Origin of the sequence: Komagataeibacter rhaeticus (assembly GCF_011611525.1) — a bacterium.
GTDB lineage: Bacteria > Pseudomonadota > Alphaproteobacteria > Acetobacterales > Acetobacteraceae > Komagataeibacter > Komagataeibacter rhaeticus.
The window spans coordinates 762,405-789,367 of record NZ_CP050139.1 but is presented as its reverse complement, the minus strand read 5'-3'; the positions used below and the strand labels follow the sequence as shown (position 1 = coordinate 789,367).

At 65.1% G+C, this 26,963-nt stretch carries 27 protein-coding genes, 1 tRNA gene and 1 pseudogene; 11 read left to right on the top strand and 18 right to left on the bottom strand.

Annotated features, from left to right (window positions below):
- Window positions 1-8: 8 nt before the first annotated feature.
- The 3 genes from gltB to GWK63_RS03695 form a co-directional block, all read right to left on the bottom strand.
- Complete coding sequence (gltB, locus tag GWK63_RS03705) at window positions 9-4,541, bottom strand: glutamate synthase large subunit (protein ID WP_112209899.1); 4,533 nt, start codon at window positions 4,539-4,541, stop codon at window positions 9-11.
- 2 nt (window positions 4,542-4,543) lie between these two features.
- Window positions 4,544-5,998, bottom strand: a complete 1,455-nt coding sequence (locus GWK63_RS03700) for an NAD(P)-dependent oxidoreductase (RefSeq protein WP_007399200.1) — start codon at window positions 5,996-5,998, stop codon at window positions 4,544-4,546.
- A 153-nt stretch (window positions 5,999-6,151) separates the two neighbouring features.
- Entirely contained in the window at window positions 6,152-7,045 is an 894-nt protein-coding gene (locus GWK63_RS03695) for a complex I NDUFA9 subunit family protein (protein WP_039999355.1), read from the bottom strand.
- Between the two features lie 224 nt (window positions 7,046-7,269).
- On the opposite strand from GWK63_RS03695, the gene GWK63_RS03690 reads away from it, so the two are divergent.
- From GWK63_RS03690 to hpf, 7 genes and pseudogenes are all read left to right on the top strand, one after another.
- Window positions 7,270-7,356: transfer RNA gene (locus tag GWK63_RS03690), tRNA-Leu, on the top strand.
- A 252-nt stretch (window positions 7,357-7,608) separates the two neighbouring features.
- Complete coding sequence (locus GWK63_RS03685; protein ID WP_007399197.1) at window positions 7,609-8,256, top strand: ribonuclease D; 648 nt, start codon at window positions 7,609-7,611, stop codon at window positions 8,254-8,256.
- A 49-nt stretch (window positions 8,257-8,305) separates the two neighbouring features.
- Entirely contained in the window at window positions 8,306-9,361 is a 1,056-nt protein-coding gene (locus GWK63_RS03680) for a KpsF/GutQ family sugar-phosphate isomerase (protein WP_007399196.1), read from the top strand.
- Window positions 9,358-10,228: pseudogene (lptC, locus tag GWK63_RS03675) on the top strand (LPS export ABC transporter periplasmic protein LptC). Before GWK63_RS03680 ends, lptC begins: the two are co-directional and overlap by 4 nt.
- Entirely contained in the window at window positions 10,134-11,366 is a 1,233-nt protein-coding gene (locus tag GWK63_RS03670) for an LptA/OstA family protein (RefSeq protein ID WP_396415489.1), read from the top strand. Before lptC ends, GWK63_RS03670 begins: the two are co-directional and overlap by 95 nt.
- The gene (gene lptB, locus GWK63_RS03665; protein WP_007399193.1) at window positions 11,363-12,154 is read left to right on the top strand and encodes an LPS export ABC transporter ATP-binding protein; all 792 of its coding nucleotides are present in this window, start codon (window positions 11,363-11,365) and stop codon (window positions 12,152-12,154) included. The genes GWK63_RS03670 and lptB overlap by 4 nt, the downstream gene beginning before the upstream one ends.
- A gap of 284 nt (window positions 12,155-12,438) precedes the next feature.
- Window positions 12,439-13,074: a ribosome hibernation-promoting factor, HPF/YfiA family gene (hpf, locus tag GWK63_RS03660; RefSeq protein ID WP_034929229.1), complete on the top strand. Its 636-nt coding sequence runs from the start codon at window positions 12,439-12,441 to the stop codon at window positions 13,072-13,074.
- A gap of 131 nt (window positions 13,075-13,205) precedes the next feature.
- Here hpf and GWK63_RS03655 read toward each other — a convergent pair whose 3' ends face one another.
- Together GWK63_RS03655 and GWK63_RS03650 are read right to left on the bottom strand one after the other, a co-directional pair.
- Window positions 13,206-13,466 (bottom strand): DUF1150 family protein, encoded by a 261-nt coding sequence (locus GWK63_RS03655; RefSeq protein WP_007399191.1) that lies wholly within the window; start codon window positions 13,464-13,466, stop codon window positions 13,206-13,208.
- A gap of 84 nt (window positions 13,467-13,550) precedes the next feature.
- Window positions 13,551-14,030 (bottom strand): Hsp20 family protein, encoded by a 480-nt coding sequence (locus tag GWK63_RS03650; RefSeq protein WP_007399190.1) that lies wholly within the window; start codon window positions 14,028-14,030, stop codon window positions 13,551-13,553.
- Window positions 14,031-14,253: 223 nt separating this feature from the next.
- Between GWK63_RS03650 and def the strand changes: the two genes are divergently transcribed.
- From def to truA, 3 genes are all read left to right on the top strand, one after another.
- Window positions 14,254-14,796: a peptide deformylase gene (def, locus tag GWK63_RS03645; RefSeq protein ID WP_007399189.1), complete on the top strand. Its 543-nt coding sequence runs from the start codon at window positions 14,254-14,256 to the stop codon at window positions 14,794-14,796.
- An 81-nt stretch (window positions 14,797-14,877) separates the two neighbouring features.
- Complete coding sequence (gene fmt, locus GWK63_RS03640) at window positions 14,878-15,813, top strand: methionyl-tRNA formyltransferase (RefSeq protein ID WP_039999350.1); 936 nt, start codon at window positions 14,878-14,880, stop codon at window positions 15,811-15,813.
- Complete coding sequence (truA, locus tag GWK63_RS03635) at window positions 15,806-16,633, top strand: tRNA pseudouridine(38-40) synthase TruA (protein ID WP_007399187.1); 828 nt, start codon at window positions 15,806-15,808, stop codon at window positions 16,631-16,633. The genes fmt and truA overlap by 8 nt, the downstream gene beginning before the upstream one ends.
- Window positions 16,634-16,725: 92 nt before the next feature.
- On the opposite strand, the gene GWK63_RS03630 is transcribed toward truA, so the two are convergent.
- From GWK63_RS03630 to rpmH, 9 genes are all read right to left on the bottom strand, one after another.
- Entirely contained in the window at window positions 16,726-17,367 is a 642-nt protein-coding gene (locus GWK63_RS03630; protein ID WP_007399186.1) for a hypothetical protein, read from the bottom strand.
- Window positions 17,367-18,524 (bottom strand): succinyl-diaminopimelate desuccinylase, encoded by a 1,158-nt coding sequence (gene dapE / locus GWK63_RS03625; RefSeq protein ID WP_007399185.1) that lies wholly within the window; start codon window positions 18,522-18,524, stop codon window positions 17,367-17,369. Before dapE ends, GWK63_RS03630 begins: the two co-directional genes overlap by 1 nt.
- A gap of 23 nt (window positions 18,525-18,547) precedes the next feature.
- Window positions 18,548-19,396 (bottom strand): 2,3,4,5-tetrahydropyridine-2,6-dicarboxylate N-succinyltransferase, encoded by an 849-nt coding sequence (dapD, locus tag GWK63_RS03620; RefSeq protein WP_007399184.1) that lies wholly within the window; start codon window positions 19,394-19,396, stop codon window positions 18,548-18,550.
- Window positions 19,397-19,518: 122 nt separating this feature from the next.
- Window positions 19,519-20,424: an acetylglutamate kinase gene (gene argB, locus GWK63_RS03615; protein ID WP_007399183.1), complete on the bottom strand. Its 906-nt coding sequence runs from the start codon at window positions 20,422-20,424 to the stop codon at window positions 19,519-19,521.
- A gap of 72 nt (window positions 20,425-20,496) precedes the next feature.
- Window positions 20,497-21,168, bottom strand: coding sequence for a ribosome biogenesis GTP-binding protein YihA/YsxC (gene yihA, locus GWK63_RS03610; RefSeq protein ID WP_034929215.1), 672 nt, complete (start codon window positions 21,166-21,168; stop codon window positions 20,497-20,499).
- An 11-nt stretch (window positions 21,169-21,179) separates the two neighbouring features.
- Entirely contained in the window at window positions 21,180-22,934 is a 1,755-nt protein-coding gene (yidC, locus tag GWK63_RS03605; RefSeq protein ID WP_039999339.1) for a membrane protein insertase YidC, read from the bottom strand.
- Window positions 22,934-23,230 carry a membrane protein insertion efficiency factor YidD gene (gene yidD, locus GWK63_RS03600; RefSeq protein WP_112209895.1) on the bottom strand — a complete coding sequence of 99 codons (297 nt, stop codon included), beginning with the start codon at window positions 23,228-23,230 and terminating at the stop codon, window positions 22,934-22,936. The genes yidC and yidD overlap by 1 nt, the downstream gene beginning before the upstream one ends.
- The gene (rnpA, locus tag GWK63_RS03595) at window positions 23,227-23,577 is read right to left on the bottom strand and encodes a ribonuclease P protein component (RefSeq protein WP_007399179.1); all 351 of its coding nucleotides are present in this window, start codon (window positions 23,575-23,577) and stop codon (window positions 23,227-23,229) included. Before rnpA ends, yidD begins: the two co-directional genes overlap by 4 nt.
- Window positions 23,578-23,653: 76 nt before the next feature.
- Window positions 23,654-23,788: a 50S ribosomal protein L34 gene (gene rpmH / locus GWK63_RS03590; RefSeq protein WP_007399178.1), complete on the bottom strand. Its 135-nt coding sequence runs from the start codon at window positions 23,786-23,788 to the stop codon at window positions 23,654-23,656.
- A gap of 152 nt (window positions 23,789-23,940) precedes the next feature.
- On the opposite strand from rpmH, the gene GWK63_RS03585 reads away from it, so the two are divergent.
- Entirely contained in the window at window positions 23,941-24,168 is a 228-nt protein-coding gene (locus tag GWK63_RS03585) for a hypothetical protein (protein WP_166498127.1), read from the top strand.
- A gap of 15 nt (window positions 24,169-24,183) precedes the next feature.
- On the opposite strand, the gene gloA is transcribed toward GWK63_RS03585, so the two are convergent.
- The 4 genes from gloA to fabZ form a co-directional block, all read right to left on the bottom strand.
- Window positions 24,184-24,573, bottom strand: coding sequence for a lactoylglutathione lyase (gene gloA / locus GWK63_RS03580; RefSeq protein ID WP_007399175.1), 390 nt, complete (start codon window positions 24,571-24,573; stop codon window positions 24,184-24,186).
- Window positions 24,574-24,589: 16 nt separating this feature from the next.
- The gene (locus GWK63_RS03575; protein ID WP_007399174.1) at window positions 24,590-25,462 is read right to left on the bottom strand and encodes an LpxI family protein; all 873 of its coding nucleotides are present in this window, start codon (window positions 25,460-25,462) and stop codon (window positions 24,590-24,592) included.
- Window positions 25,452-26,303, bottom strand: coding sequence for an acyl-ACP--UDP-N-acetylglucosamine O-acyltransferase (gene lpxA, locus GWK63_RS03570; protein WP_007399173.1), 852 nt, complete (start codon window positions 26,301-26,303; stop codon window positions 25,452-25,454). The genes GWK63_RS03575 and lpxA overlap by 11 nt, the downstream gene beginning before the upstream one ends.
- A gap of 130 nt (window positions 26,304-26,433) precedes the next feature.
- Window positions 26,434-26,919 (bottom strand): 3-hydroxyacyl-ACP dehydratase FabZ, encoded by a 486-nt coding sequence (fabZ, locus tag GWK63_RS03565; RefSeq protein ID WP_007399172.1) that lies wholly within the window; start codon window positions 26,917-26,919, stop codon window positions 26,434-26,436.
- Between the last annotated feature and the right edge of the window lie 44 nt (window positions 26,920-26,963).

The window sequence follows — 26,963 nt, the reverse complement described above, 5'->3', positions numbered from 1 at the left end:
GCGGCGGCTTACGCCCCCCGTGCCAGGGCCGGGGCCTCGAAGCCGATCACGCGCGCATATTCCGTGGGCACGACATGCCAGAAACGCGGCAGCGTCCTGTCCCAGTTATGCAGCAGCAGTTCGGCATAGTGGCTGCCGGTCTCGCGGGCATGGATCTCGACCTGTTCACGCAGCACGGCTTCCCATTTCGGGTCCTGCACGCGGCACCACATGACGGTATCGGGGTTCACACGCTCGGCAAAGGTGCCGCTGGCGTCGTATACAAACGCCATGCCGCCGGTAAAGCCCGCGCCAAAATTGTCGCCTGTATCGCCCAGGATGACCACCGTGCCGCCGGTCATGTATTCACAGCCGTTGGACCCGCAGCCCTCGACCACGGCGGTGGCACCCGAGTTACGCCCCGCAAAGCGCTCGCCCGCCTGGCCTGCCGCATACAGCGCACCGGCCGTGGCGCCATACAGCACCGTGTTGCCGATAATCGCGTTCTCGTTCGAGACAAGGCTGGAGGAAGGCGAAGGCCGCACCACGATGGTCGCCCCCGAAAGCCCCTTGCCCACATAGTCGTTGGCATCGCCCAGCACCTCGAGCTTGAGGCCCTGCACCGCGAACGCCCCCAGCGACTGCCCGGCCGAGCCACGCAGCCGCACCGTAAGGTGGCCCGGTGCCAGCGTGCTCATGCCGAACTGCCGCACGATCAGCGAGGAAATGCGCGTGCCGATGGCGCGATGCGTGTTCTGCACGTTGTACTGCAGCTGCATCTTCTCGCCATGGTCGAACAGCGGGCGCGCATCGGCAATCATCTGCGCATCCAGCGTCTCGGGCACTTCGTTGCGGCCCTCTCGCGTGCAGTAGCGGCCATAGGGGCCGGGGTCCGCCTGGGCCAGCAGCGAATTGAGGTCAAGGTCATCAAGGTAGTCCGCCCCGCGCAGCACCTGATGCAGCAGGTCGGTGCGGCCGATGATCTCGTTCAGCGTGGCAAAACCCAGCGAGGCGAGGATGTTACGCACGTCCTCGGCAATGAAGGAGAACAGGTTGATCACCTTCTCCGGCGTGCCCTCGAACTTGCGGCGCAGTTCGTCATCCTGCGTGCACACGCCCACGGGGCAGGTGTTGGAATGGCACTGGCGCACCATGATGCAGCCCATGGCCACAAGGCTTGCGGTGCCGATGCCGAATTCCTCCGCCCCCAGCATGGCGGCGATCACCACGTCACGCCCGGTTTTCAGCCCGCCATCGGCGCGCAGCTTCACCCGGTGGCGCAGGCGGTTGAGCATCAGCACCTGATGCGCTTCCGCCAGCCCCAGTTCCCACGGCATGCCCGCATACTTGACCGAAGACTGCGGGCTTGCGCCCGTGCCGCCGGAATGACCGGAAATCAGGATCGCATCCGCCTTGGCCTTGGCCACACCGGCCGCGATCGTGCCGATGCCGGAGCGGGCGACCAGCTTCACGGTCACGGTGGCCTCGGGGTTGATCTGCTTGAGATCGTAGATGAGCTGGGCCAGATCCTCGATCGAATAGATGTCATGGTGCGGCGGGGGCGAGATCAGGGTCACGCCTTCCGTCGCGTGGCGCAGCTTTGCAATCAGGCCCGTGACCTTGAAGCCGGGAAGCTGCCCGCCCTCGCCGGGCTTGGCCCCCTGCGCCATCTTGATCTCGATCTCGCGGCAGTCATTGAGATACTGCGCGGTCACGCCAAAACGGCCCGACGCGATCTGCTTGATGGCAGAGGATGCGTTATCCCCGTTGGGGCGCGGCTTCGCGCGTGCCGGGTCTTCACCGCCCTCACCCGAATCGGACTTGGCGCCGATGCGGTTCATGGCGATGGACAGCGTTTCATGCGCTTCGGGGCTGAGTGCGCCCAGCGAAATGCCGGGGGCGATCAGGCGCTTGCGCAGTTCGGTGATGCTCTCAACCGATTCCACGGGGATGGCCGTGCGCCCGCCACGGAAATCCAGCAGGTCACGCAGCGCCACCGGCGGCTGGCGGCGCACCGCATCGGCATAACGCTGGTAGACCGAGAAGCTGCCCGTGGTCACGGCGGTCTGGAGCATGTGGATCAGGTTGCCGTCAAAGGCATGCACCTCTCCACTGCGGCGCAGCTTGTAGCGCCCGCCAACGGACAGGGTTTCGACCTGCCGGTTCCATGCCTTGTGATGGAAGCTGAGCACATTGCGCGCGATACCGGTCAGGCCGATGCCGGAAATGCGCGAGGGCATGCCGGGAAAGAACTCCGCCGTCAGTGCGCGCGACAGCCCGATGGCCTCGAAATTATAGCCGCCACGATACGATGCCACGATGGAGATGCCCATCTTGGACATGATCTTGAGCAGGCCCTTGTTCACCGCCTTGCGGTAGCGCTCCACCGACTCGCTCAGTGTCAGCTTGCCAAACAGGCCACGGCGGTGGCGGTCGGCAATGCTTTCCTGCGCAAGATACGGATTGACCGTGGTCGCCCCCACCCCGATCGTGACCGCGATGGCATGCACGTCCAGCGCCCCCGCCGAACGGACATTGAGCGAGGTGAACGTGCGCAGCGACTGGCGCACAAGATGCGTATGCACCGCAGCCGTTGCCAGGATCATGGGAATGTAGGCGTGTTCACCCGACTGGTGCTCATCGGTCAGGAAGACATGGGTGCAGCCCTGGCGCACGCGGTCCTCGGCCTCGGCGCGGATGCGGGCGATGGCGGCGCGCAGGCCCGCTTCCCCGTCGGCGGCGGGGAAAGTGCAGTCGATGATGCAGGCATCCTTGCCACAGAAATCGACCAGCGCCTGGAATTCACCCGTGGTCAGCACCGGAGAGGGCAGCTGGAGCAGGTCGCACTGGCTCTCGCTTTCCTCCAGGATGTTGCCAAGGTTGCCCAGACGGGTCACGAGGCTCATCACCCGTGTTTCACGCAGGCTGTCGATGGGCGGGTTGGTGACCTGGCTGAACGCCTGGCGGAAATAATGCGCAAGCCCCCGGTAGCGGGTGGACAGCACGGCCAGCGGCGTATCATCCCCCATCGAACCGATGGCCTCGGACGCATTTTCCACCATCGGCTGGAGAATGGTCTCAAGGTCTTCCAGCGTCAGGCCAACGGCAAGCTGGCGGCGGCGCAGCATCTCGGCATCATACAGCACCGGCTCGCTGCCATCGGGGCGGACGATGCTGGAGATTTCCTGCGTGCGCCTGACCCAGGCGGAGAAATCCTGCCGGCCGGACAGTTCATCCAGCAGTTCCTCGTTGCTGTAGAGCCTTGCCGTATGCAGGTCGAGTGCGAGCGACTGCCCCGGCCCAAGGCGGCCACGGCTGACGATATCGGCTTCGGGCACCTTTACCATGCCCGTCTCGGACCCCACGATCAGCAGGCCGCTGCCGGTCACGGTATAGCGCAGCGGGCGCAGGCCGCTACGGTCAAGGCCGGCCACCATCCAGCGCCCGTCGGTGGCACAGATGGCGGCAGGTCCGTCCCACGGCTCCATCACCGCGTTGCAGTAGGAATACATGTCCCGGTGGCGCTGCGGCATGGCGGAATTGCCGCCCAGGCTGGCCGGTACCATAAGGCAGCGCGCCATGGGCGCGTCACGACCGGCGAATGTCAGCAGTTCGAACACGTTGTCGAAACACGCCGTGTCCGACCCCTGCGCCTGCACCACGGGCTTGAGGTCGTCCATGTACGGGTCAAGGACGGGATCGGCCAGCCGGGTCTCGTGGCTTTTCATCCAGTTGACGTTGCCCGAGATGGTGTTGATCTCACCATTATGGGCCAGCCTGCGGAAGGGCTGGGCCAGCTTCCATGTGGGGAAGGTGTTGGTCGAGTACCGCTGGTGATAGATGGCAAAGCGGCTGACGAAGCGCGGGTCGAGCAGGTCGGGATAGAACTCCGTCAGGTGCTCGGCCAGGAACATGCCCTTGTAGATCAGTGAACGGCACGACAGCGAGCAGACATACAGGTCCACCTGGTTGGCGATCGCACTTTTCTCGATCTTGCGGCGGATCACGTACAGGTCGCGCTCGAACTCGGCCTCGGCACTGCCGGGCAGGTTGCGGATCAGGATCTGCTCGATCTCGGGGCGGGTGGCATTGGCCTTCTCACCAATGCAGTCGGTGTTGATGGGCACCTGCCGCCAGCCATAGATGCTGTAGCCAAACGCCAGGATCTCGCTTTCGATGATCTGGCGACACCGCTCCTGGGCCGCGATATCGGTCTTGGGCAGGAAGACCATGCCCACCGCGATCTGGCTGTCCACCCCGCCCTCGGCGCCACCGGCATGGATCGCGTCGGCAAAGAAATCCTGCGGGATCTCGACATGGATGCCCGCGCCATCGCCGGTCTTGCCATCGGCATCGACAGCACCCCGGTGCCACACGGCCTTCAGGGCCGCGATGCCCGCTTCCACCACGTCGCGGCGCGGCTTGCCATCAAGGGCTGCGACCATGCCCACACCACAGGCATCGTGCTCATCAGCAGGGGTGTACAGACCGGAGATGGCCTGTGCGTTGTCCTGCCATTCCTGAACAAAACCGGTGGGCTGGTTTTCAAACTGGTCCATCATGCTTACTCCGCCACCTCGGCCTGTGCGGCCGTCAATTCCTCAAGCCATGCGTGCATCTGGGCTGCGGCATCCCGCCCGTCGCGGATGGCCCACACCACCAGGCTGGCCCCGCGCACGATGTCGCCGGCCGCGAACACGCCGGGCAGGCTGGTCATGAACGTCTTGCGATCGACCATGAGCGTGCCCCAGCGCGAGACCTCCAGTTCCGGCTGGCCCCACAGCATGGGCAGCGGTTCGGGGTCGAAGCCCAGCGCCTTGACCACCATGTCGGCTTCCAGCGTAAAGGCGCTGCCTTCCACCGGCTCGACCGACTGGCGGCCGGAGGCATCGGGCAGGCCCAGCTTCATGCGGGTCGCACGCACGCCGGTCACGCCGCCCTCGCCCTCGAATGCCTGCGGGGCGGCAAGCCAGACGAACTCCACGCCCTCTTCCTCGGCATTCTTCACTTCCCGCACCGAGCCGGGCATGTTGGCGCGGTCGCGGCGGTACAGGCACTTCACCGACTTCGCACCCTGCCGGATGGCGGTACGCACGCAGTCCATGGCCGTATCGCCACCGCCAATCACCACCACCGACTTGCCCGCGGCATTCAGTTCGCCGCTGTCATATTCGGCAACCGTGTCCCCCAGCGAGACCCGGTTGGATGCCGTCAGGTAATCCAGCGCGCGCACGATGCCGCCCAGCCCCGCGCCGGGGCCACCGATATCGCGCGACTTGTACACACCCGTTGCGATCAGCACGCCGTCATGGCGCGCGCGCAGGGTGGAAAACGCGATGCTGTCCGCGCCGTCCGTATCGCCAATGCCCTTGCCCAGATGGAACTGCACGCCCGATTCCACCAGCAGCCTGTGGCGGCGCAGGACGATGTCCTTCTCCAGCTTGAAGCCGGGGATGCCGTACATCAGCAGGCCGCCAACACGGTCGTACCGGTCATAGACATGGACCTGGTAGCCCTGCTCGCGCAGCTGCACCGCAGCAGCCAGCCCGCCGGGACCGGCACCGATGATGGCAACACTTTCATCCCGCTCGACCATCGGCTTTACCGGCCTGACCCAGCCGTTATCAAAGGCGGTATCGGTAATGTAGCGCTCGACCGCGCCGATGGTGACGCTTTCGAATCCTTCCTCGATCACGCAGTTGCCTTCGCACAGACGGTCCTGCGGGCAGATGCGGCCACAGATTTCGGGGAAGGTGTTGGTGGCGGACGACAGTTCGTATGCCTCCTCCATCCGTCCCGCCGCCGTCATCATCAGCCAGTCGGGGATGTTGTTGCCCAGCGGGCAGTGTACCGAGCAGAACGGTACGCCGCACTGCGAACAGCGCGAGGCCTGCGTCTCGGCCTTTGCGGGCACGAACTCGGCATAAATTTCGTTAAAATCCCTGCGGCGCGCCCCGGCAGGCCGTTTGTCCGGCTGCTCCTGCGCCACAGAGACGAATTTCAGCATGCGCTCGGCCATCGGTCTGCCCCTGGTGTGCGGATGAGAAGGAAGCCACGGCAGCACCAGCGCGCCCATGGCGAAGGACAGACCTACGCACCACCGCGCGAAAATAAAAGACAGTAGTGCTGACCTTTATGGGGAAAAACGGCAAATTTCCCCAGTTTCCCTCCCTTATCCCAGGATCAGGTCCATCGGCGCGGGGATTATGCCCAGCATTTCGATGGTGCGCGCGCCGGGCGCCACGACGTTATCGACATAGAGCAGCCTGACCTGGTCACGCGTCAGCACCTTGCCGGGCAGGTGCTCCAGCACGCTGGCCTGCGCATTGGCCAGCCAGCGCGGCACCTCGAACAGCGGGCGCGGATGCCCCGCCCAGCGCGCCGACCACGCCACGATCTGGCGCATGGTCATGATGCGCGGGCCGCCAAATTCGAACACGGCCCCGGCCATGGACCCATCGGTTGCAAGGCGCAGCATGCCTTCGGCCACATCCCCCACCCAGACCGGCTGGAAACGGGTGGCCGCCCCGAACACCGGCACCACCGGCATGAAGCGCGCCATGCGCGCGAACATGGCGGGAAAGGGGCCGCCCACCCCGAATATAAGCGAGGGGCGGATGATCACCGCCCCTGGCATGGCGCGGGTGACGGCGCATTCCCCTTCCGCCTTGCTGCGGGCGTAAGCGGACGGACTGCTGACATCCGCCCCCAGCGCCGAGACATGGATCAGCCGCTCCACCCCCGCGCAGGCGGCCAGACGGGCCACGCGCGCGGCACCTTCGACATGGATCGCCTCGAACGTCGCCGGCCCGCGTGGCGAGAGGATTCCCACCAGGTTGATGGCCAGGTCACACCCCTCCAGCGCCGCGACGCAGCCCGCCTCATCCATGATGGAGGCGACAACGGGCACCACCTGACCCACATCCCCCAGCATGCGCAGGGTCGCGGCCAGCCGTGCGGTGCGCCCGGCCACGCGCACCACATAACCCGCCCGCGCCAGACGCCCCACGACGGACTGCCCGACAAAGCCCGATCCACCAAAAACCGTTGCCACCTTCCGTGTCATGACCTGCTCCCGTATGTGGCGCGTGAGTGCGCTGCCGCCTTTTTTCGCATGCGGGGCCGGGGGCGGCACAGTCAATTCTCCCGCCCGCGCGCCCCATGCCACGGGGCGAAAAGAAAAAAATGCGCCTGATTTCAAAAAAAACCATTTAGCCTGTTGACCGCCCCCGCGTGCCGGACTAAACAGCGCTCACACCACCCCGGCGGCCTCCGCTGGGGAGCCTCTGAGCCCAGATGGCGGAATTGGTAGACGCGCAGGTTTCAGGTACCTGTGGCCGCAAGGTCGTGGAAGTTCGAGTCTTCTTCTGGGCACCAGCTTTTCTGAAAAATCGGATACTACTCCCCTCCGGGGGTTGGTCAGGGCAGCCCCGCCGGGTCTGCCCCGTATCTTTTTTGCCTGTTTCCCGGTTCAAATTGGTGTAAACCGCCCCCTATGCATCCTTCGCGCGCAGGTTCGCCCGCGCGGCCCGGCACCTGCCGGACCTGCACTGCAACGGCCGGCCTTCCTTGCGGTTGCCTGCCAGACCTGCCACCGTGAAGGGCCTATCGTGACGGAGCGTTCTCAACATGGCTGCAAGCCCGGTACCCGATGCCATCCATTTCCATCGCGGCGACCTGCCCGCCGATGTGACCTTTACCGGCATGGTGGCCGTCGATACCGAAACGATGGGCCTTAACCCGCACCGTGACCGCCTGTGCCTGGTCCAGCTTTCGGCAGGGGACGGACAGGCCCACCTCGTGCAGGTTCCCCCCCACGCAACGGCGGCCGGCTTTCCCAACCTGGTGCGCGTGCTGACCGATGCCCGCGTGCCCAAGATCATGCATTTCGCCCGGTTCGACGTGGCGATTCTCCAGCACACGTTCAATGTGACCGTAGCGCCGTGCATCTGCACCAAGGTCGCCTCCAAGCTGGTGCGCACCTATACCGACCGCCATGGCCTGGCCAATCTGTGCCGGGAACTGCTGGGGGTGGAACTGAGCAAGCAGCAGCAGAGTTCGGACTGGGGTGCTACGGACCTGACGCGCGAACAGCTATGCTATGCGGCATCCGACGTGCTGTACCTGCATGCATTGTGGGAAAGGCTGGAGGCCCTGCTGCACCGCGAAGGCCGGCGCGACGTGGCGCAGGCCTGCTTTGATTTCATGCCAGCGCGTGCACGTCTTGATATACTGGGCTATCAGGATCCGGACATTTTCGCGCATCGGGCCGCCTGACACCGCTCCCGGCCCCGCCGGCAGCCTGTCGCAACAACACAGATCGGGCATGAACAGCAGCCTTTCCCCCTTTCCCCCCTCCCCCCCCGATGCAAGCATGCCGACGCCACAGGCGCGCATACTGCTGGATGCATGCGGCGTGCTGCGCACCGAATCCGCCGGCCTGCAGGCCATGATCACCGCACTGGAGGCCCCCCCGAGACCGGGGGAGGCCGGTCTGGGACAGGCCTTCATCCAGGCGGTCGAGCGCATCCTGTCGGACAACATGCGCGTGGTGGTGACCGGCATCGGCAAGTCAGGGCATATCGGGCGCAAGATACAGGCGACCCTGGCTTCCACCGGCACGCCGGCCATCTTCGTGCATCCGGCCGAGGCCTCACACGGGGATCTGGGCATGCTGCAGAAGGGGGATGCGGTACTCGCCATCTCCAATTCCGGCGAGACGGCGGAAATGGCCGACGTCATCTCCCATGCCCGCCGCTTCGGCATGCTGCTGATCGCCATGACATCCTGCGCGCACTCCACTCTGGCACGCACGGCGGATATCGTGCTGCTGCTGCCCCGCGCGCCCGAAGCCTGCCCCAACGGCCTGGCCCCCACCACCAGTTCCACCATGCAGCTGGCGCTGGGCGATGCGCTGGCCATCGTGCTGCTGCAGCGCCGCGGGTTCAGCGCCAGTGACTTTGGCGTCTTCCACCCCGGCGGGCGGCTGGGCACGCAGTTGCGCCGCGTGCGTGAACTCATGCATCCCGGCCCGAGCATGCCGCTGGGCACGCCCGACACGCCGCTGCGGCAGGTGATCATGGAAATGACACGCAAGGCCTTTGGCTGCATGGGGGTGGTGGATGCGAACAACCGTCTGGTCGGGCTGATCACCGATCGTGACCTGCGCCTGGCGCTGGAACTGGACCTTGACCATACGCGCGCCGCCGACATCATGAACACCCAGCCCCAGACCATTGGCTCCGACGTTCTGGCGGCGGAAGCGCTGCGCATCATGAATGACCGCCCCCGACCGATCTCGAGCATCTTCGTGCTGAATGACACGGACCAGCCCGTCGGCATCGTCCACCTGCACGACCTGCTGCGTGCTGGCATTGCATGACGGACCAGCCTGACGACAGGAACGGGGGCAACGCGCCCGACCGCATCGAGCGCGAGGACTATGCCCGCAGCGCCGCCGATGTGGAGCGCCAGCGCAGCATATTCGACCAGTCCACCCGCAGGCGGCTGCTGCCCAATGCCGCCGATCTTGCGCGGCGGCAGACCATCATGCGTTCGGCCAAGTGGATGCTGCCGCTGCTGGCCCTTGTCCTGCTTGGCTCCATCGCGGCATGGCCCGCCGTGCAGCGCGCCGTGATCATGCATACCGGCACCATGGCGCAGATGAGCCATGTGCGCGTGAAAAGCGGCAGCATGCTCAACCCGACCTATGGCGGGCTGGACGAACATGGCCGCCCCTACATGATCACCGCCGATGAGGCGCGCCAGATCTCATCCGAACGGATTGACCTGACCAACGCCGCCGCCGATACCCTGATGGATAACGGAAACTGGCTGTACGTGACCGCCAGCGAAGGCGTCTATATCCAGCATGCCCAGATGCTGGACCTGACGCATGCGGTCACGCTCTATCGCAATGACGGAACCCTCATGCTGACCCCCACCGCCGATATCGACATGCGCCACAACATTATCGTAACCGACAGCTGGATCCATGGCGAAGGCCCGATGGGCGTGATGGACGTACAGGGCGGCATGCTGGACATCCATGGCGGCGTCATGCTGTTCCGCGGGCCGGGACGCATGATCCTCAACGCAGCGGAAAGACCGAACTGATGGCGCGCATGCGCTCCACCCTCCCGCTGGGCGGCCTCATGCTCGGGCTGGTGGCGGCAGCCCCCGCCATGGCGCAGGGGCTGGACATGTCACACGGCCAGCAGATCAATGTCACGGCCGCGGGCGGCTTTGACTGGGACCAGAATGCCCAGACCGTCACCGCCTATGACCGCGCCCAGGCCATCCGGGGCGACGTGACGGTGCGCGCCGACCGTCTGGTCGCCTTCTACCGCAAGAAGGCCACGGCCCCCACGACAGCGGCCCAGGCCCCGCAGGCGGGCGGCCCGGCCACGGCGGCACCGAAGCCACCGGGCGCCGGCGCCCCGCTGGCCGACCATATGGGGGTTGCCCCCCCGCTTGAAACCCGACGCCCCCACATCACCGACGACTCGGCCACGCCTGCCGCGTCCCCCGCAGCACAGCCCCCTGCCGCGCCCGCCCTGCCCGGCGACCCTGATGTGGATACCAGCCTCGCCACCACATCCGATACCCTGCCCCAGGACCTGCCCACCCCCGACAGGCCGGCTCCGGCGGGCGCGCCCGGTGGCGCGGGTACAGGTGCCGCATCCACAAATACGCCGGGCGACAGCAGCGGCCCCGGTGGCGCCAGCGAGGTGTACCGGCTGGAAGCCCTGGGCCATGTCCATGCCTTCAATACCAGCGACCAGGCATGGGGCGACCATGCGGTCTATGATGTGGACCAGGCGATCCTGGTCATGACCGGCCAGCACCTGAAAATGACAACCCCGCAGGACATCCTGACCGCGCGCGACGTGCTGGAATATCATTCGCACGAGCACATGTCCGTTGCCCGTGGCAATGCCACCATGACCACCGATGACGGGCGGCAGATCCGTGCCGACGTGCTGGTGGGCTATGACAGGCCGAAGGACCAGCGCAGCCACCCCCGGCGCGAATGGAACGAGACACATCCCAACGGCAAGAAGGACACGCCGGTCGATACCGCCGATGACAGGCCCGCCCCCGGTGCGGGCACGATCGACCATGTCGATGCCTTTGGCCATATCGTGATCCGTACCCGCACCGAAACCGTAACCGGGGACCGGGGCGTCTATGTGCCCGATACGGGCATTGCCCGACTGGTGGGCAACGTGCATATCACCCGTGGGGAAAATCAGGTCAGCGGCACATCGGCCATCGTGAACATGCATACCGATATCGCGACACTGACCGACAACCCCGGCTCACGTGTGAGCGGCCTGGTCATTCCGAACCAGGCCGGCAAGGGTGACAAGGGATCAGCACGATGAACACGACGCCCAAGGCAGAAGCGGCAGACGGGGCGGCCACGACCGAACAGCCGGTTGCCCCCCCCTCCGGCGGGCTGATCGCCAGCGGTATCGGCAAGAGCTACAAGAAGCGGCAGGTGGTGCGCGATGTCTCGCTGCAGGTGCAGCGGGGCGAGGCCGTGGCCCTGCTTGGCCCCAATGGCGCGGGCAAGACCACCAGCTTCTACATGATCGTGGGTCTGGTCCGGCCCGACATGGGCACCATCACGCTGGATGGCGCGGACATAACCCAGTTGCCCATGTACCGCCGCGCGCGGATGGGCATTGGCTACCTGCCACAGGAATCGAGCATCTTCCGTGGCCTGACCGTCGAGCAGAACATCATGGCGGCACTCGAGATCGTGGAACCGGACCCCGACCGGCGGCAGACGATGCTGGATGGCCTGCTGGGGGAATTCGGCATTACACGCCTGCGGCATTCCTCATCACTGGCCCTGTCGGGTGGTGAGCGGCGGCGGCTGGAAATTGCCCGCGCACTGGCCAGCCAGCCGCATTATGTCCTGCTGGACGAACCCCTGGCCGGTATCGACCCCATCGCGGTGGGCGAAATCCGTGACCTGGTGGCCCATCTGAAGGATCGCGGCATCGGGGTGCTGATTACCGACCACAACGTGCGCGAGACGCTGGAAGTCATTGACCGGGCCTACATCATGCATAGCGGGCAGGTGCTGACCGAAGGGCGGCCGGAGGAAATCGTGGCGAACGAGGACGTGCGCCGCGTATATCTGGGCGAGAAATTCACCCTCTAGCCACGATGTCCATCCCCTGTAGGCAGGGGGTGGAATGCAAGCCCCCATTGATAGGAAAATCTGCCATCTCTTATGCAAATAAGGAATGGACAGCAGGCGTGCAACCATGCCCAAATGTTTCCCGTTCGGGACCATGTGCCCGACTGGTACAACACAATAGCATACGCATCGCAGCCCGCATGGGAGCACACGCTCGGCCCTGTAGAGACATCATCATGAACTGAACGACCGTACTGCGTCTCCCGCAGGTGACTGCGCTGTGATCAGATAAGGAGTTGTCCCTTATGCACATCAGTGTTGCCGGAAAGCAGATCGACCTGTCCGATGCCCTGAAACACCGGGTAAGCGCCCATCTGGACCGTATTTCGGAAAAGTATTTCGGGCAGGCCATGGAAGCGCGCGTTACCTTCAGCCGTGCGCGCTCGTTTTTTACCTGTGACATCAACCTCCATGCCTCACGCGGGCTGACCCTGCGCGGCGAGGGCGAAGCCGCCGATGCCCATTCGGCCTTTGACGATGCGGCCGAACACATCGCCCGCCGCCTGCGCCGCTACCACCGCAAGGCCACCAACCATGGCCACATGAAGACCCGCCAGCAGGTGCCCGAATTCGGGCGCAGCTATGTCCTGCGCCCCGGCATGACCACCCCCGCCGCCGCAGGCGAGGAGGAAAGCCCGCTTGAGGAAGAGGACTCGGCGTTGGCCAGTGCCGGACCCTATGCCACGATCATTGCCGAGCGCCCGGCCGAGATCCCGACCCTGAGCGTAAGCGAGGCCGTGATGCGCCTTGACCTGGCCGACAGCCAGATCCAGCTTTTCCGCAACAGCAGGACCGATACCGTCAACGTGCTCTACCGCAGGCCCGATGGCAACATCGGCTGGCTTGATCCCACGGTCAGGGCAGGCAACCAGACGGTGTGAGACCCCTACGGGATGGGAGGGCCGTGCCGCCGGCCCCCCCATCCTGCCCCAGTGCGTTGTGGGGTCTGCCACAACATAAAAGGCCCTGTCCGTGCATGCCGGACAGGGCCTCTGTCTAAGAAAGAAAAGAATTAGTGAAGGGGAACCAGCATCATTTCATGCTGGAGGATGGCCCTGACGGCCGTCTCGTGGTCATCGGTTACCGCAAGCGGGGTACCATCCGCGGCATGGATGGCAAAGGCCCCCTGGCCTTCCATTTCCACCGCGCGGATGTAGGCCACCGTTTCCATGCCCAGTCCCCGCAGTTCACCGGCCGTTACGGCATGGGGGCCGGCTACCGTTTCCGGGTCATTTTGCAGCAGTACCCGGCCATTCTGTGTCGTGACTCTCATCGCGTTATCTCCTGCATCATGAAGGGATGTCCGTCCCTTCGGGTCCGCATCGCAATACTGGCCGTTCCATTACGGCTTATGCTGTCATTCCTCGTCAATCACCCTCACGACACGTTGCTTGCGCCCCATGGGCACATCCACCACGGGTGGAACACGATCACGCGACGCAGGGGGGGCTGATGGCGCGCGCGAGATCTCGATCTTGCGCACGCGTACTTCCGGCTGCGGGCGGGCCAGTTCGATATGCAGCAGGCCGTTATCCATCCACGCCCCGCCCACCTCGATTCCCTCGGCCAGCACGAACGCCTTCTGGAACTGGCGGGCCGCGATGCCACGATGCAGGAAAATACGCCCCTGCCCGTCATCACTCTGCCGCCCGCGGATGACCAGTTGGTTGTCTTCCTGCGTGATGTGCAGGTCCTCCATCACGAAACCGGCCACCGCCAGCGTGATGCGCAGGGTCGTGGGGCTGACCTGCTCTATATTATAGGGCGGATAGCCGTCCGTTGCGTTTTTTGATGCCCGTTCAAGCATCTGTTCAAGATGGTCAAACCCCAGGAACATGGGGGACCCGAAGACTCTTCCCGACAAATCGGCCTCCTCTGCTGCGAGCGAGACAAGAAACGTGAAGCGGACCCGCTCAGGCATCCGCTTCCGTCTTTTTACGATATGGGAGAATAATAGCCATGCGCAAGGGGAGGCTCCCGTTCCGTCATGCCGGTACCCTGCGCCATTTTGACCCTATCCCTACTGGCATCACGGGTACGGACACGCTAAATGGCGATCTATGATTGAACATGATGTCATCGCTCAGGCGACCCCCATGCCGATCCTGGTCGCGCCCCAGGCGGTCCTGCGCCAGAAAACCCGCCTTGTCCGCCCCGAGGACATGGACGGCCTGCGCACCATCATCCCCCGCATGTTCGCGGCCATGTACCAGGCCCCCGGCATTGGCCTGGCCGCGCCGCAGGTGGGACTTGGCATGCGCTTTGCCATTGTCGACGTGTCGGACAAGGACGGCCCGCGCAACCCCATCGTGCTGATCAACCCCGAGGTGATTGCCGAGACGGACAGCATGGCCGCGCGTGAGGAAGGCTGCCTGTCGCTGCCCAACCAGTATGCCGAGGTCGTCCGCCCCGAAGCGGTGCGCGTTCGCTACCAGGACATGGAAGGCAAGGTGCAGGAACTGGAAGCCGATGACCTGCTGGCCACCTGCCTGCAGCACGAGATCGACCATCTGGAAGGCATCCTGTTTGTCGATCACCTCTCCACGCTCAAGCGCAACATGATCATGCGCCGCCTGGCCAAGGAACAGCGCCAGAAGCACTGACCCACGCGTGTGGATCACACCGCCGGGGCCTTGGGTTTTCTACAAAAAGGGTCCGGCCCAGCCTGAACGGACCCCAACGCCATGCGACTGGCCTTCATGGGCACGCCCGATTTTGCCGTACCCGCCCTTCGCGCCCTGCACCAGGCCGGGCATGACATCGTAACCGTGTACAGCCAGCCCCCCCGCCCCGCGGGCCGGGGCAAGAAGCTGCGTCCCTCCCCCGTGCAGCAGGCGGCGGAAGAACTGGGCATTGCCGTGCGCACCCCGCTCTCGCTGCGCCGCAATGCGGAAGAACACGCCCATTTCCGCAACCTTGACCTTGATGCCGCCGTGGTGGCCGCCTACGGGCTGATCCTGCCGGTAGACATGCTTGAAGCCCCGCGTCGCGGCTGCCTGAACATCCATGCCAGCCTGCTGCCGCGCTGGCGCGGTGCCGCCCCCATACAGGCCGCCATCCTGGCGGGGGACAGTGAAAGCGGCGTCACCATCATGCAGATGGACGCAGGACTGGATACAGGGGCCATGCTGCTGCGCGACCATGTGGCGCTGACGCCGCGCACCACCGCCACCACGCTACATGATGACCTGGCGGCCATGGGGGGGCGGCTGATTGTCGAGGCCCTGCGCCAGCCCCCCCATCCCGGCACGCCGCAGCCCGATACGGGCGTAACCTACGTGCAGCGCCTGAGCCGGGAGGACGGACGCATCGACTGGCGGACCCCGGCCACCACCATTGACCGCCAGATCCGTGCCCTGACCCCGTGGCCGGGCACCTTTACGGTACTGGACGGCACGGTCATCAAGATCGGGGCGGCGGAAATCGCACCGGGCGGCACACCGGCAGCCCCCGGCACCGTCATGGATGACCGGCTTCATGTTGCCTGCGGGGATGGTACGATACTGCGCATCACCCGCCTGCAGCGCCCCGGGCGCGGCATGATGGAAGCCGGTGATTTCCTGCGCGGGCAGGCCATTGCACCCGGTACACGACTGGGCATGGAGCAGCCCGATGCCTGACAGCACGCCTGCCCTCTCCCGTCCGGATGATGCCGCGCCCCCGTCGGTCTGCCGCTGGGCGGTGCTGATGGAATATGATGGCCGTGGTTTTGTTGGCTGGCAGCGCCAGAAAACGACCGGACTGCTGTCGATACAGGGCCTGCTGGAAGATGCCGCCACCCGCCTGACCAATGGCCACGACGTACGCAGCATTACCGCGGGCCGCACCGATGCGGGCGTGCATGCCAGCGGACAGGTCGCGCATCTGGACTTTCCGGCCGATGTCACCCTGTCCAGCGCCACGGTACGCGACGGGCTGAACTTCTACATGAAGCCCCACCCGGTTGTGGTGCTGATGGCCCGTCCGGTCCTGCCACAGTGGAATGCGCGGTTTTCCGCCATTTCACGCGCCTACCGCTACCGTATCCTCAACCGCGCCGCCCGCCCCGCGCTGGAGGACGGACAGGTGTGGCATGTCCGCGCGCCGCTGGACGTGGACGGCATGCGGCAGGCGGCAGCCCATCTGCTGGGCCGGCATGACTTCACATCCTTCCGCGCCACGGCCTGTCAGGCACGCAGCCCCGTCCGCACGCTGGACCGGCTGGATGTGAAGCGTGAAGGGGAATACGTGGTCATTGAAGCGGCGGCCCGCTCCTTCCTGCACCATCAGGTCCGCAACATGGCGGGCACCCTGAAACTGGTGGGCGAAGGCCGCTGGGAGCCCGCACAGGTCGCGCATGCCCTTGCCGCGTGCGACCGCCGCGCGGCTGGCCCCACCGCCCCACCGGAAGGGCTGTGCCTGACCGGCGTGGGTTACGCGGAAAACCCCTTCAGCCGCTGAATAATCCATTGATGGAAAACAAGGGAAGTGTCTGGATGCCGCCTTTTTGAAAAACGCTTCACCAAAACCTTCTGATCTGCTGGCAGACGGGTTTAGTGCGCAGCACCCTGCTGCACCAGCATCGGGTACAGGAATTCATGCCACGCACGCTGCCCCGGTGAGAGCAGGCCGGTCAGGAGCACCAGCAGCCCAAGGCTGCCAAGGATGGCCAGAACCAGCACCACAGCCTGCCCCCGGCGCAGCAGCAGGCCGATACGCGCCACATACCAGGTCAGCCACAGGCTGTAGGCAAACTCCACACCATTGAGGATCATCGCCCCCATGGCGGATTGCAGCAGCCTGGGAGATGCCAGCGCCATGAGCAGCGCCACCCCCAGCCCCACGAACAGCGTGACCCAGTCCGTCCACCATGTGGCGGTGATATAGCGCGGCCACAGCGCCTCGCGCTTCCAGCGATGCGCCAGGCTATAGGTCACCACGGCGGGCAACAGGATCAGACACAGCGCGAACAGCACCTTCACCCCGCTTATGGCTTGCGGGGCATAGCCGATGGTCAGCCCCCCCAGCACCAGCCACAGTGCCAGCCGGGGCGCCAGGGCTGACAGCACGGCATCACGCGTGCCGCCAAAATAGGTAATGCCCTCCGCCCGGCCACGGCCCAGCAGCAGCATTCCCTTCAGGATACCGCCAAACCCCGCCGCGCTGGGGCCGGGAGATGCGCCGCGATCAGACATCAATGCATTACCTTTTCCAGAAAACCGGTATAAATCGCCGTCAGCTGCCGCAGGTCCGTCAGGCTGACATGCTCGTCCGTCTTGTGCATGCTGGCACCCACCAGCCCGAATTCCGCAACGGGACAGTAACGGGCGATGAAACGGGCATCGGACGTACCGCCCCCCGTGTCCAGCCGGGGAACATGGCCCGTAACCGCCCGTACGGACGCCCGCAGGGCCTCCACCGCAACCCCCGGTTCGGTCAGGAAGGATTCACCGCTTATGGAGATGTCCACCCGTGCCCGGGGCGCATGACGGGCTGCCACCGTGCGGAGCCAGCCCGCAAGGTCAGCCCCGGTATGCAGGTCATTGAAGCGGATGTTCAGCCGGGCCTCGGCCTGTGCGGGAATGACATTGGTGGCCGTGTTGCCCACGTCAAGGCTGGTGACCTGCAGGCTGGACGCCTCGAACCAGTCACTGCCGCCATCCAGCGGGGCGGCTGTCAGCTCATTCAGTAGTGCCAGAAGCCGGTGGACCGGGTTGTCCGCCCGGTGCGGATAGGCCACATGCCCCTGCGTGCCCGGCACGACAATACGGGCGTTCAGGCTGCCCCGGCGGCCGATCTTGATCATCTCCCCCATGCCGGCGGGATTGGTCGGCTCCCCCACCACGCAGAAATCGGGGATCTGGTCATGTTCCGCCATCCATTCCAGCACGCGCACGGTGCCGTTGGTGGCGGGGCCTTCCTCATCGCCGGTAATCAGCAGGCTGATCGACCCCGGCGGCGTGCCCACCTTATGGAGATAGAGCCGGACGGCGGCAACAAAGGCGGCGATGCCCCCCTTCATGTCGCACGCACCGCGGCCAAACAGGATACCGTCGTGGATCTCCCCGCCAAAGGGGTCATGGCACCACTGCGCCGCATCCCCCACCGGCACGACATCCGTATGCCCGGCAAAGCAGATATGGGGCTGCGCCGTGCCCAGGCGCGCGAACAGGTTGGGGGTGTGCGCGCTCCCCTCCCCGAACGGCAGCATCGTCACACTGAAACCGATCCGTTCCAGCACGGCGGCCAGGGTCTTGATGGCGCAGCCGTCATCCGGTGTTACGGACGGGCAGCGGATCAGGTCACGCGCAAGGGTGACGACGCCACCGGGGTCCTGCTGCGTATCCGTCATGGCGCCGTCCGTCATGATGCCGCTCAGCCGCGCAGCAGGTCGTTGATCGAGGTCTTGGAGCGCGTGCGTTCATCCACGCGCTTGACAATCACCGCGCAGTCCAGTGACGGCAGCGGCCTGCCATCGGTGCTGGTGGCCTGACGCGGCGGCAGCGTGCCGGGCACCACGACGGAATAGGCGGGCACGCGGCCCATGAACACCTCGCCCGTGGCACGGTCCACGATCTTGGTGGACGCGCCAAGGAAAACCCCCATGGACAGCACGCTGCCCCGCTCGACCACAACGCCCTCGGCCACTTCCGAACGGGCACCGATGAAGCAGCCGTCCTCGATGATGACGGGGGCCGCCTGCAGCGGCTCCAGCACGCCACCAATGCCCACGCCACCGCTGATATGGCAGTTCTTGCCAATCTGGGCGCAACTGCCGATCGTGACCCAGGTGTCGACCATCGTGCCGCTGTCCACATACGCGCCGGCATTGACGAAGCTGGGCATCAGCACCACGCCGGGTGCTATGAAGGCGGAGCGGCGCACGATGGAACCGGGCACGGCGCGGAAACCGGCATCGGCAAACGTCGCCTGGTCCCAGCCCGCGAATTTCAGCGGTACCTTGTCATAGCTGGGCGCGCCCGCGCCACCGCCTTCGACCAGGCGGTTGTCGTTCAGGCGGAAGGAGAGCAGCACCGCCTTCTTCAGCCATTCATTGACGGTCCAGCCCCCTTCGCCGGGTGTTGCCACGCGCAGCCTGCCGGAATCCAGCGCCAGCAGCGCGGTCTCGACGGCTTCACGGTCAGCGCCGGTGGTTGCGGTGGACAGCGTCTCGCGACGCTCCCACAGGGCCTCGATCTGGCTCCGGAGGGATGTATCGGTCATATCGGTAAAATCCTGTCTGGGGCGGGATCCCTGCGGCCTGCGCCGGGTGCCCCCGCCTGTACTGATTGCCTGCGGACCATGCGAAGGATCGGGGCCGATGTCAACGCATGGTCCGGGTATGGCTACGCGCCGCGGATCAGGGTGCCCGGCCCGGCTTCGGTAAACAGTTCAAGCAGGCAGGAATGCTGCACCCGGCCATCAAGGATGACAGCCGCCTTCGCACCCGCGCGCACGGCTTCAAGGCAGGTTTCCACCTTGGGGATCATCCCGCCCGAGATCATGCCGCTGGCAATGCCACGGCGCGCGTCCTCTGCCGTAAGCTCCGGGATCAGCCTGCCATCGCCATCCAGCACACCGGGCACATCCGTCAGCATGAGCAGGCGGCTGGCACTGACTGCCCCCGCAATCGCACCGGCGGCCGTATCGGCGTTGATGTTATAGGTCTCGCCCTGCTCACCCGCCCCGATGGGGGCGATCACCGGAATCAGGCCCGAGCCGGACAGCGCGTAGATCACGCGCGGGTCAATGCGCGCGGGTTCCCCCACAAAGCCAAGATCGAGCATCCGGTCGGTTTCCACCCCGTTCTCCCGCGCGCGGCGCAGCAGGCGGCGCGCGGTGATCAGCCCGCCATCCAGGCCCGAAATGCCAACCGCCAGCGCACCGGCGCGGTTGATCAGCCCCGCCACCTGCTTGTTCACCTTGCCCGCCAGCACCATCTCGATCACATCGATCATGGCGGCATCGGTCACGCGCAGGCCATCAATGAAGGTGGATTCAATCTGCAGGCGCCTGAGCATGGCGCTGATCTGCGGGCCGCCGCCATGCACCACCACCGGGTTCACGCCCACCTGCTTGAGCAGCGCGATATCATGGCCGAACGCGGTGGACAGCGTGGTATCGACCATCGCGCTGCCACCATATTTCACCACCACGGTATCACCCGCATAGCGCCGCAGGTAGGGCAGCGCCCTGGCCAGAACCTCGGCCCGTACCTGTGCTTCCCGGTCGCCCGGTCCTGTTGCTGTCATCCGAACGGTCCCTTCGCTCCTGACGTGTCATCCATCCTGCCGCCATGCCGGGGCAGTCCCTGATCGGGATGGCTATGCCGGCGGGTTGGCCAGCCGTGCAAGTTCCGCGCGCAGATCCTCGATCCCCAGCCCCGTTTCGCTGCTGGTGGCCAGCACATGGGGAAAGGCCGCCGCATGCGTGGCCACGATCTCGCTGACCTCACGCAGCTTGGCCGCCAGCGCGTTCGGCTTGGGCACGTCGCATTTGGTCAGCACCACCTGGAACGTCACGGCCGCGCGGTCCAGCATCTTCATGATTTCCCGGTCGCTTGCCTTGACCTCCACCCGGCTGTCCAGCAGCAGCACCACACGGCGCAGCGTCGGCCTGCCGCGCAGGTAGGAAAACATCATGCCCTGCCAGTCTTCCTTTACCGCCCTGGCGGCCTTGGCAAAACCATAGCCGGGCATGTCCACCAGCGTCAGGCGGTGGGCCATCTCGAAAAAATTGAGCTGCTTGGTCCGCCCCGGCTCCGAGGAAGCCCGCGCCAGCGCGCGCCTGCCGGTCAGCGCATTGATCAGGCTGGACTTGCCCACGTTGGAGCGCCCGGCAAAGGCGATTTCGGGCAGGATCGGGTCGGGCAGCTGCCCAAGCTTCTGCGCGCCGAACACGAAGTTGAATTCCCCCGCGAACAGGACGCGACCGGTTTCCCGGTCACGTTCCACTTCTTCGGGTGTTGGTGTGGAGGAGGAAAATTCCACCGTCATGCTCCGCGTATCTATTTCTTCCTGGCCGGAAGCTTGGGCTTCGCAGGCGGCGGCACGGCAGGCGTGCTTTTATTCATGCGGCGCTGGATCAGGGTCTGCTGCGCCATGGTCAGCAGGTTGTTCCAGCAATAGTAGATCACCAGCCCCGACGGTTGCCGCGCCATGAAGAAGGTAAAGATGATCGGCATGAACTGGAACATCTTCTGCTGCGCGGGGTCTGCCGTGGGCGTGGGGTTGAGCCGCATCTGCGCGAACATGGTCAGGCCGAAGGCAATGGGCCACAGGCCAAGCTGGAGCATGGGCGAGATGACCGACGGATTCCACGGGATCAGGCCGAACAGGGTGAACAGGTTTGTCGGGTCGAACGCCGAAAGGTCATGGATCCAGCCGAAGAAGGGCGCGTGCCGCATCTCGATCGTGACATACAGGTCCTTGTACAGGCACCAGAAAACCGGGATCTGCAGCAGCATGGGCAGGCAGCCGCTGGCGGGGTTCACGCCCTCCTGCTTGTACAGCCCGATCATCTGCTGGTTGAGCGCCATCTGGTCATCCTTGTAGCGCTCACGCAGGGCTTTGATCTTGGGCTGGAGCTGGCGCATCTTGCCCATGGAATGGAACTGCTTGGTCGCCAGCGGGAAGAACAGCGCCTTGACCAGCAGCGTGAACGCCATAAGCGCAAGGCCAAAATTGCCCAGCATGGTGTTCAGCCAGTCCAGCACCGTGAAGATCGGGCGTGTCAGGAACGCGAACCAGCCAAAATCCACCGCTTTCCAGAAATCGGGGATATGCAGGCTGGACTCATATTTTTCCAGCAGCGGCACTTCCTTCGCGCCGGCAAAGACATGGCTTGCGGTGCTGGCCTCGCCGCCCGCCGCCACCACCAGCGGCGCGCGCGCGGTAAAGCCGACATCATAGGTGCCCTTATCCCCATTGCCCGCACCCTGATAGGCATAGGTGCCTGCGACATCGCTATCCTGCTGGGGAATGACGGCGGCCAGCCAGTATTTGTCGGTAATGCCGGCCCAGCCGCCCTGGCCTGCCTTGGTCCAGGCAATATTGCCCGGCGGCACGGCGCCCTTGCGCAGCGACTTGTAGGAACTTTCATCCAGCCGGTGGTCAATGACGGAAATCGGCCCCTCATGCACAAGGTAGCCCCCCGTCTCGACCGGGGTATAGCCCCGTTCCACGCGTGAGAAAGGATAGAGCGAGACCGGCTCGCCCCCATGGTTCGTCACCTTCTGCGTGACCGAGAACATGTAGTTCTGGTCAATTGCGACGGTGATGCTGAACACCTGGCCCTGTCCATTGTCCCAGCTCAGGGTAACGGGCCGGGCCTGGGTCAGGCTGTCATGGTCGGCGGTCCACAGCGTGTTGGCATCCGGCACGGCCACATGGCCACCGCTGACATTGGCCCAGCCGACTTCCACCAGGTTAGGCTGCTCCTGCCCGCGCGGTTCCAGCACGCGCACCAGCGGGCTGCCGTTCTGCACGGTCTCATGATAATTCTTGAGCACAAGGTCATCAAGGCGCGCGCCGCGCAGATCGAGCGAACCATGCACGCGGTCGGCATCGATCGCCACGCGCGGGTCCGGCTGGTCGGAAGCGGATGGCGCCGCGGCCGTCACCGGGGTGGACGCCGGCGGCGCTTCCGGCGCGGGGGCCTGCTGCTCGACCGTCTTATGGTTCTGCTGTGGCAGGAAATATTCAAAACCGACCAGCACCACGGCAGACAGTGCCGTTGCCACCATAAAACGCTTGATATCCATCAGCGACCCGCCAGACTTTTACTGTTTTTCATGGAGTCATGCATGTCACAGCCGCAGGCCGTGCCGGGAACGGGATCGTGCCCACCCGCATTCCACGGGTTGCAGCGCAGGATGCGCCAGCCCGCCAGCACACTGCCCCGCATTGCCCCATGGCGGGCAATCGCGTCGCGTGCGTAATGACTGCATGAAGGAGTGAAACGGCAATGCGCGCCCCATATGGGGCGGATCACCAGCTGATACGCGCGGATGCCCGCACGCAGCATATGGGCAAGTGGACTGAGGGAAGACGCCGTCACGATTCTTCCTTCACCCCCGCCTTGCGCAGGGCCTTGCGGTAATCGCCCATCAGGGCGTCAAACCGCCGCCCGCATGTGCCTGACCGGCCAATCACCACGATATCGACGCCCCTGAGCGCCTTTTCGCGGCCCAGAAGCCGGACCACCTCACGCAGGCGCCGCCGCGCGCGGTTACGCACGACGGAATTACCCACTTTCTTGGTAACGGTAAAACCGTACCGGGCTGCTTCCGTGTCGCCGCGTTCAAGCGCCTGAAGCACCAGCCCCGGCGCGGGCGCCTTGCGGCCCTTGGCCGCAACCCGCAGGAACTCGGCGCGTTTTTTAAGGCGCGTGGACTGATCGGCCACTTTCAGCCGCCCCTGTTATAGAGACATTCATGGCCCCGGGCAGTGTCATGCCCGGAACGTACAGACGTCACCTGCCTCAGGCAGAAAGACGCTTGCGGCCCTTGCTGCGACGGTTTGCAACAACTTTGCGGCCACCAACGGTTTCCATACGCGAACGGAAGCCGTGGCGACGCTTGCGGACCAGCTTCGAGGGTTGATACGTGCGCTTCACAACGGCACTCCCAGATTGACAATGACAGACAGGTTACGGAAATAAGTCTACCGGGCACCGCATGACGCGGATGCCCCGAGCGGCGCCTTATACTGCCGCTTCGGGGCAACGTCAATGCTGATACCCATCTGCGCCACAACCGGATGATTTACATGACCAGCCCCGCCAGCGACTCTGCCCCGTCCCGTGATGAAACGCTGCGGCGGCACATCCATGACATTCGCGGCCATCTCTCCCCCGCCATGCTGCGCGCGGATTCGCTGGCCCTGAGCCAGGACGAACGCACAAGGCGGGCGGCACAGGATATCCTGACCGCACTGGATGCCGTGACAAGGGAACTGGGCATCATGCGCCGCCTGCTTGCCCGCCCCGCGCCATAAGGCCGGGGCCGGGCATCAGGGCTTCTGGATCAGTTCGATCTTGTAGCCATCCGGGTCTTCAACAAAGGCAATGAAGCTCGTGCCGAATTTGACCGGTCCCGGCTCGCGCGTGACCTTGCCGCCGCCTTCGCGCACCGTTTCCACCACCGCCTTCACATCCGGCACGCCCACGGCAAAATGACCGAACCCCGTACCAACCGCGTAGCCATCATCCTGGCCCCAGTTATAGGTCAGCTCGATTTCCGCCTGGCCGGAGGCATTGTCACCGTACCCGATGAACACAAGGGTGTATTTCCCTTCCGGCACGTCCCGGCGGCGCAGTTCATGCATGCCCAGCAGGCGGTAGAAATCAAGGCTGGCCTCAAGGTTGCGCACGCGCACCATCGTATGCAGGTAAGTTCCCATCCGGCGTTCTTCCCTTTCAGGTTATCTTTTCGTCCCCACCACCAATGCCGGTCAGGAAAAGACCGGCCTCATCGGCCATGGCGGTGCATGCGGCGGGATCGGTGATCAGCGTAGCACCTGCTTCCATGGCAATGCCACGCAGGCCCGCGGCCATGGCGCCTGCGATCGTGCGCGGGCCGATGGTTGGCAGGTCGGCCCGGCGTTCCTGCCCCGGCTTGGCCATCTTGACCAGAACGCCACCGGGACGGTCGGGTTGCCGCAGGGTGGCCACGCGCTCGAGCATCCTGTCGGTGCCCTCCAGCGCCTCGACCGCCAGCACAAGCCCCCCCTGCACCACGCAGCCCTGGCCGATATCAAGTCGGCCCAACTGCCGCACGACATGGCGGCCAAGGGCAATATCGGCGCGCGCCGTGGCATCGGGCGTGAGCGTGCCCAGCGCACCGGGACGGGCAACCGAACCGGGCAGGTATTCATGCGCGCCACGGATGGTGAAGCCTTCTTCCCCCAGCACGCGCACGATGGCCCCCAGAAGCCCGTCGTCTCCGGCAAACAGGGCCTTGCCGATGCGCGTGAGAATGCGCGCGCCCGCGGCATCGGGCCGCAGGCTGACAAGGGATGGCCGCCTGACCGGCCCGATCAGCACAAGGTCACGGCAACCGTGCTCATGCAGGGCGGACAGGATCTCGCCCGCCGCCGCCAGCCGGACCATGCGGTGCGGCCAGTGCCCGATTACTTCAGGTTCCGCAAAACCCTGGAACCCTATTATGAAAACACGCCCGCCCGCCCGTTCCACCGCGCGCGCGACCTGGCCCGGCAGCGGCCCGCCACCGGCCAGAATACCGACACACGCCCCATGAAGCCGGCCATCGGGCAGGACTTCAGGCGCCATCGCTCTCGATCATGTCCCCACTCTGGACACGCACCAGACCACGATGGGTGGGGGCTGCGATAAAATCAAGGATCTCGACCACGCGCGGGTCATTGCCATAGGTCTGGCGGACATGCTCAAGCCGGGTCTGGAAAACCGCGTCCGTAGCATGGGCGGCCTTGGGATACAGCGCCCGGAAAGCCTGTCGCATACGGCGGATCTCGTCAGGCTGCACGCCATTGCGGCGCAGCCAGATCCAGTGCAGCCCCACCAGACGCGCCCGGTTACCCAGCACGCTGCCATAAGGGATGACATCGGCCTCGACCCCGCATACGCCCCCGACCAGCGCCGCATGGCCGATCCGCACGAACTGGTGAAGTGCAGCCGCCCCCATGATGCGCGCGCCATCGCCAATCACCACATGGCCACCCATGACCACGTTGTTGACGATGATGACACCACGCCCCAGCGTGCAGTCATGCGCCACATGGGAATTGGCCATGATCAGGCAGTCCGGTCCGATACGGGTCACGCCGGTGCCGGTTGCCGTACCACGGTGGATGGTCACGTTCTCACGGATGATGGTACGCGCGCCGACCACGCAGGCCGTCGGCTCGCCCCGGTATTTCAGGTCCTGCGGCGCCATGCCCACGGTGGTGAAGGGGTAGCACACCACGCCCTCACCCAGGGTGGTATGCCCGTCGATCACCACATGGGAGATCAGCTCGACATTTTCCCCGATCTCCACATCCGGGCCGACCGTACACCACGGGCCGATCCGCACGCCGCGCCCGATGCGCGCACGGCTGGAAACGATGGATGACGGATGGATTTCGGGCGGTTTTCCACGCCGTTCATCCATTTGGTGACCGTCAGATGAACTTCCTGCCAGAATAGCCTCCATCCCCGCAAGTAACTATGGCCTGCAGAACCGGCGCAGGCTGCGGGCGCGCCCCGGGGCGCACACCCCACCTAAACAACCGCGTGCGGGATCAACCCATGATCATGGCGCTGAATGTCGCCTCGGCGACAGATACGCCATCCACGCGCGCAATACCCTTGAATTTCCAGACATTGGCGCGGCTGCGTTCTTTTTCGACATGAATGCGCAGCTGGTCGCCCGGCCCCACGGGTCGGCGGAATTTGGCGCCGTCGATGGTCATGAAATAGACCAGCTTGCCCTCGAATGCCGGCCCCAGCGTCAGCACCACCAGACAGGCCGCGGTCTGGGCCATCGCCTCGATGATCAGCACACCCGGCATGACCGGCCGCGCCGGGAAATGCCCCTGGAAATGCGGCTCGTTGACCGTGACATTCTTGATGCCAACCGCCGACTGCCCCAGCGTGATGTCAACCATGCGATCAATCAGCAGGAACGGGTAGCGATGGGGTATCGCTTCCATGATCCGCATGATGTCGATCGATTCCAGAACTGCGGGCGTTGCGTCCGCTGGCAGTGCCTCTACTTCTTTATCCACGTCGTCCAACCACTTGTTCGGTCAGGAGCGCTGGCCTGCCAACA

Excerpts from the sequence above, each read along its gene's own strand:
- gltB (WP_112209899.1), bottom strand. The coding sequence starts at position 4,541 with ATGATGGACCAGTTTGAAAACCAGCCCACCGGTTTTGTTCAGGAATGG.
- GWK63_RS03700 (WP_007399200.1), bottom strand. The coding sequence starts at position 5,998 with ATGGCCGAGCGCATGCTGAAATTCGTCTCTGTGGCGCAGGAGCAGCCG.
- GWK63_RS03695 (WP_039999355.1), bottom strand. The coding sequence starts at position 7,045 with ATGACACGGAAGGTGGCAACGGTTTTTGGTGGATCGGGCTTTGTCGGG.
- GWK63_RS03685 (WP_007399197.1), top strand. The coding sequence starts at position 7,609 with ATGGCTGCAAGCCCGGTACCCGATGCCATCCATTTCCATCGCGGCGAC.
- GWK63_RS03680 (WP_007399196.1), top strand. The coding sequence starts at position 8,306 with ATGAACAGCAGCCTTTCCCCCTTTCCCCCCTCCCCCCCCGATGCAAGC.
- GWK63_RS03670 (WP_396415489.1), top strand. The coding sequence starts at position 10,134 with ATGCTCGGGCTGGTGGCGGCAGCCCCCGCCATGGCGCAGGGGCTGGAC.
- lptB (WP_007399193.1), top strand. The coding sequence starts at position 11,363 with ATGAACACGACGCCCAAGGCAGAAGCGGCAGACGGGGCGGCCACGACC.
- hpf (WP_034929229.1), top strand. The coding sequence starts at position 12,439 with ATGCACATCAGTGTTGCCGGAAAGCAGATCGACCTGTCCGATGCCCTG.
- GWK63_RS03655 (WP_007399191.1), bottom strand. The coding sequence starts at position 13,466 with ATGAGAGTCACGACACAGAATGGCCGGGTACTGCTGCAAAATGACCCG.
- GWK63_RS03650 (WP_007399190.1), bottom strand. The coding sequence starts at position 14,030 with ATGTTCCTGGGGTTTGACCATCTTGAACAGATGCTTGAACGGGCATCA.
- def (WP_007399189.1), top strand. The coding sequence starts at position 14,254 with ATGATTGAACATGATGTCATCGCTCAGGCGACCCCCATGCCGATCCTG.
- fmt (WP_039999350.1), top strand. The coding sequence starts at position 14,878 with ATGCGACTGGCCTTCATGGGCACGCCCGATTTTGCCGTACCCGCCCTT.
- truA (WP_007399187.1), top strand. The coding sequence starts at position 15,806 with ATGCCTGACAGCACGCCTGCCCTCTCCCGTCCGGATGATGCCGCGCCC.
- GWK63_RS03630 (WP_007399186.1), bottom strand. The coding sequence starts at position 17,367 with ATGTCTGATCGCGGCGCATCTCCCGGCCCCAGCGCGGCGGGGTTTGGC.
- dapE (WP_007399185.1), bottom strand. The coding sequence starts at position 18,524 with ATGACGGATACGCAGCAGGACCCCGGTGGCGTCGTCACCCTTGCGCGT.
- dapD (WP_007399184.1), bottom strand. The coding sequence starts at position 19,396 with ATGACCGATACATCCCTCCGGAGCCAGATCGAGGCCCTGTGGGAGCGT.
- argB (WP_007399183.1), bottom strand. The coding sequence starts at position 20,424 with ATGACAGCAACAGGACCGGGCGACCGGGAAGCACAGGTACGGGCCGAG.
- yihA (WP_034929215.1), bottom strand. The coding sequence starts at position 21,168 with ATGACGGTGGAATTTTCCTCCTCCACACCAACACCCGAAGAAGTGGAA.
- yidC (WP_039999339.1), bottom strand. The coding sequence starts at position 22,934 with ATGGATATCAAGCGTTTTATGGTGGCAACGGCACTGTCTGCCGTGGTG.
- GWK63_RS03585 (WP_166498127.1), top strand. The coding sequence starts at position 23,941 with ATGACCAGCCCCGCCAGCGACTCTGCCCCGTCCCGTGATGAAACGCTG.
- gloA (WP_007399175.1), bottom strand. The coding sequence starts at position 24,573 with ATGGGAACTTACCTGCATACGATGGTGCGCGTGCGCAACCTTGAGGCC.
- GWK63_RS03575 (WP_007399174.1), bottom strand. The coding sequence starts at position 25,462 with ATGGCGCCTGAAGTCCTGCCCGATGGCCGGCTTCATGGGGCGTGTGTC.
- lpxA (WP_007399173.1), bottom strand. The coding sequence starts at position 26,303 with ATGGATGAACGGCGTGGAAAACCGCCCGAAATCCATCCGTCATCCATC.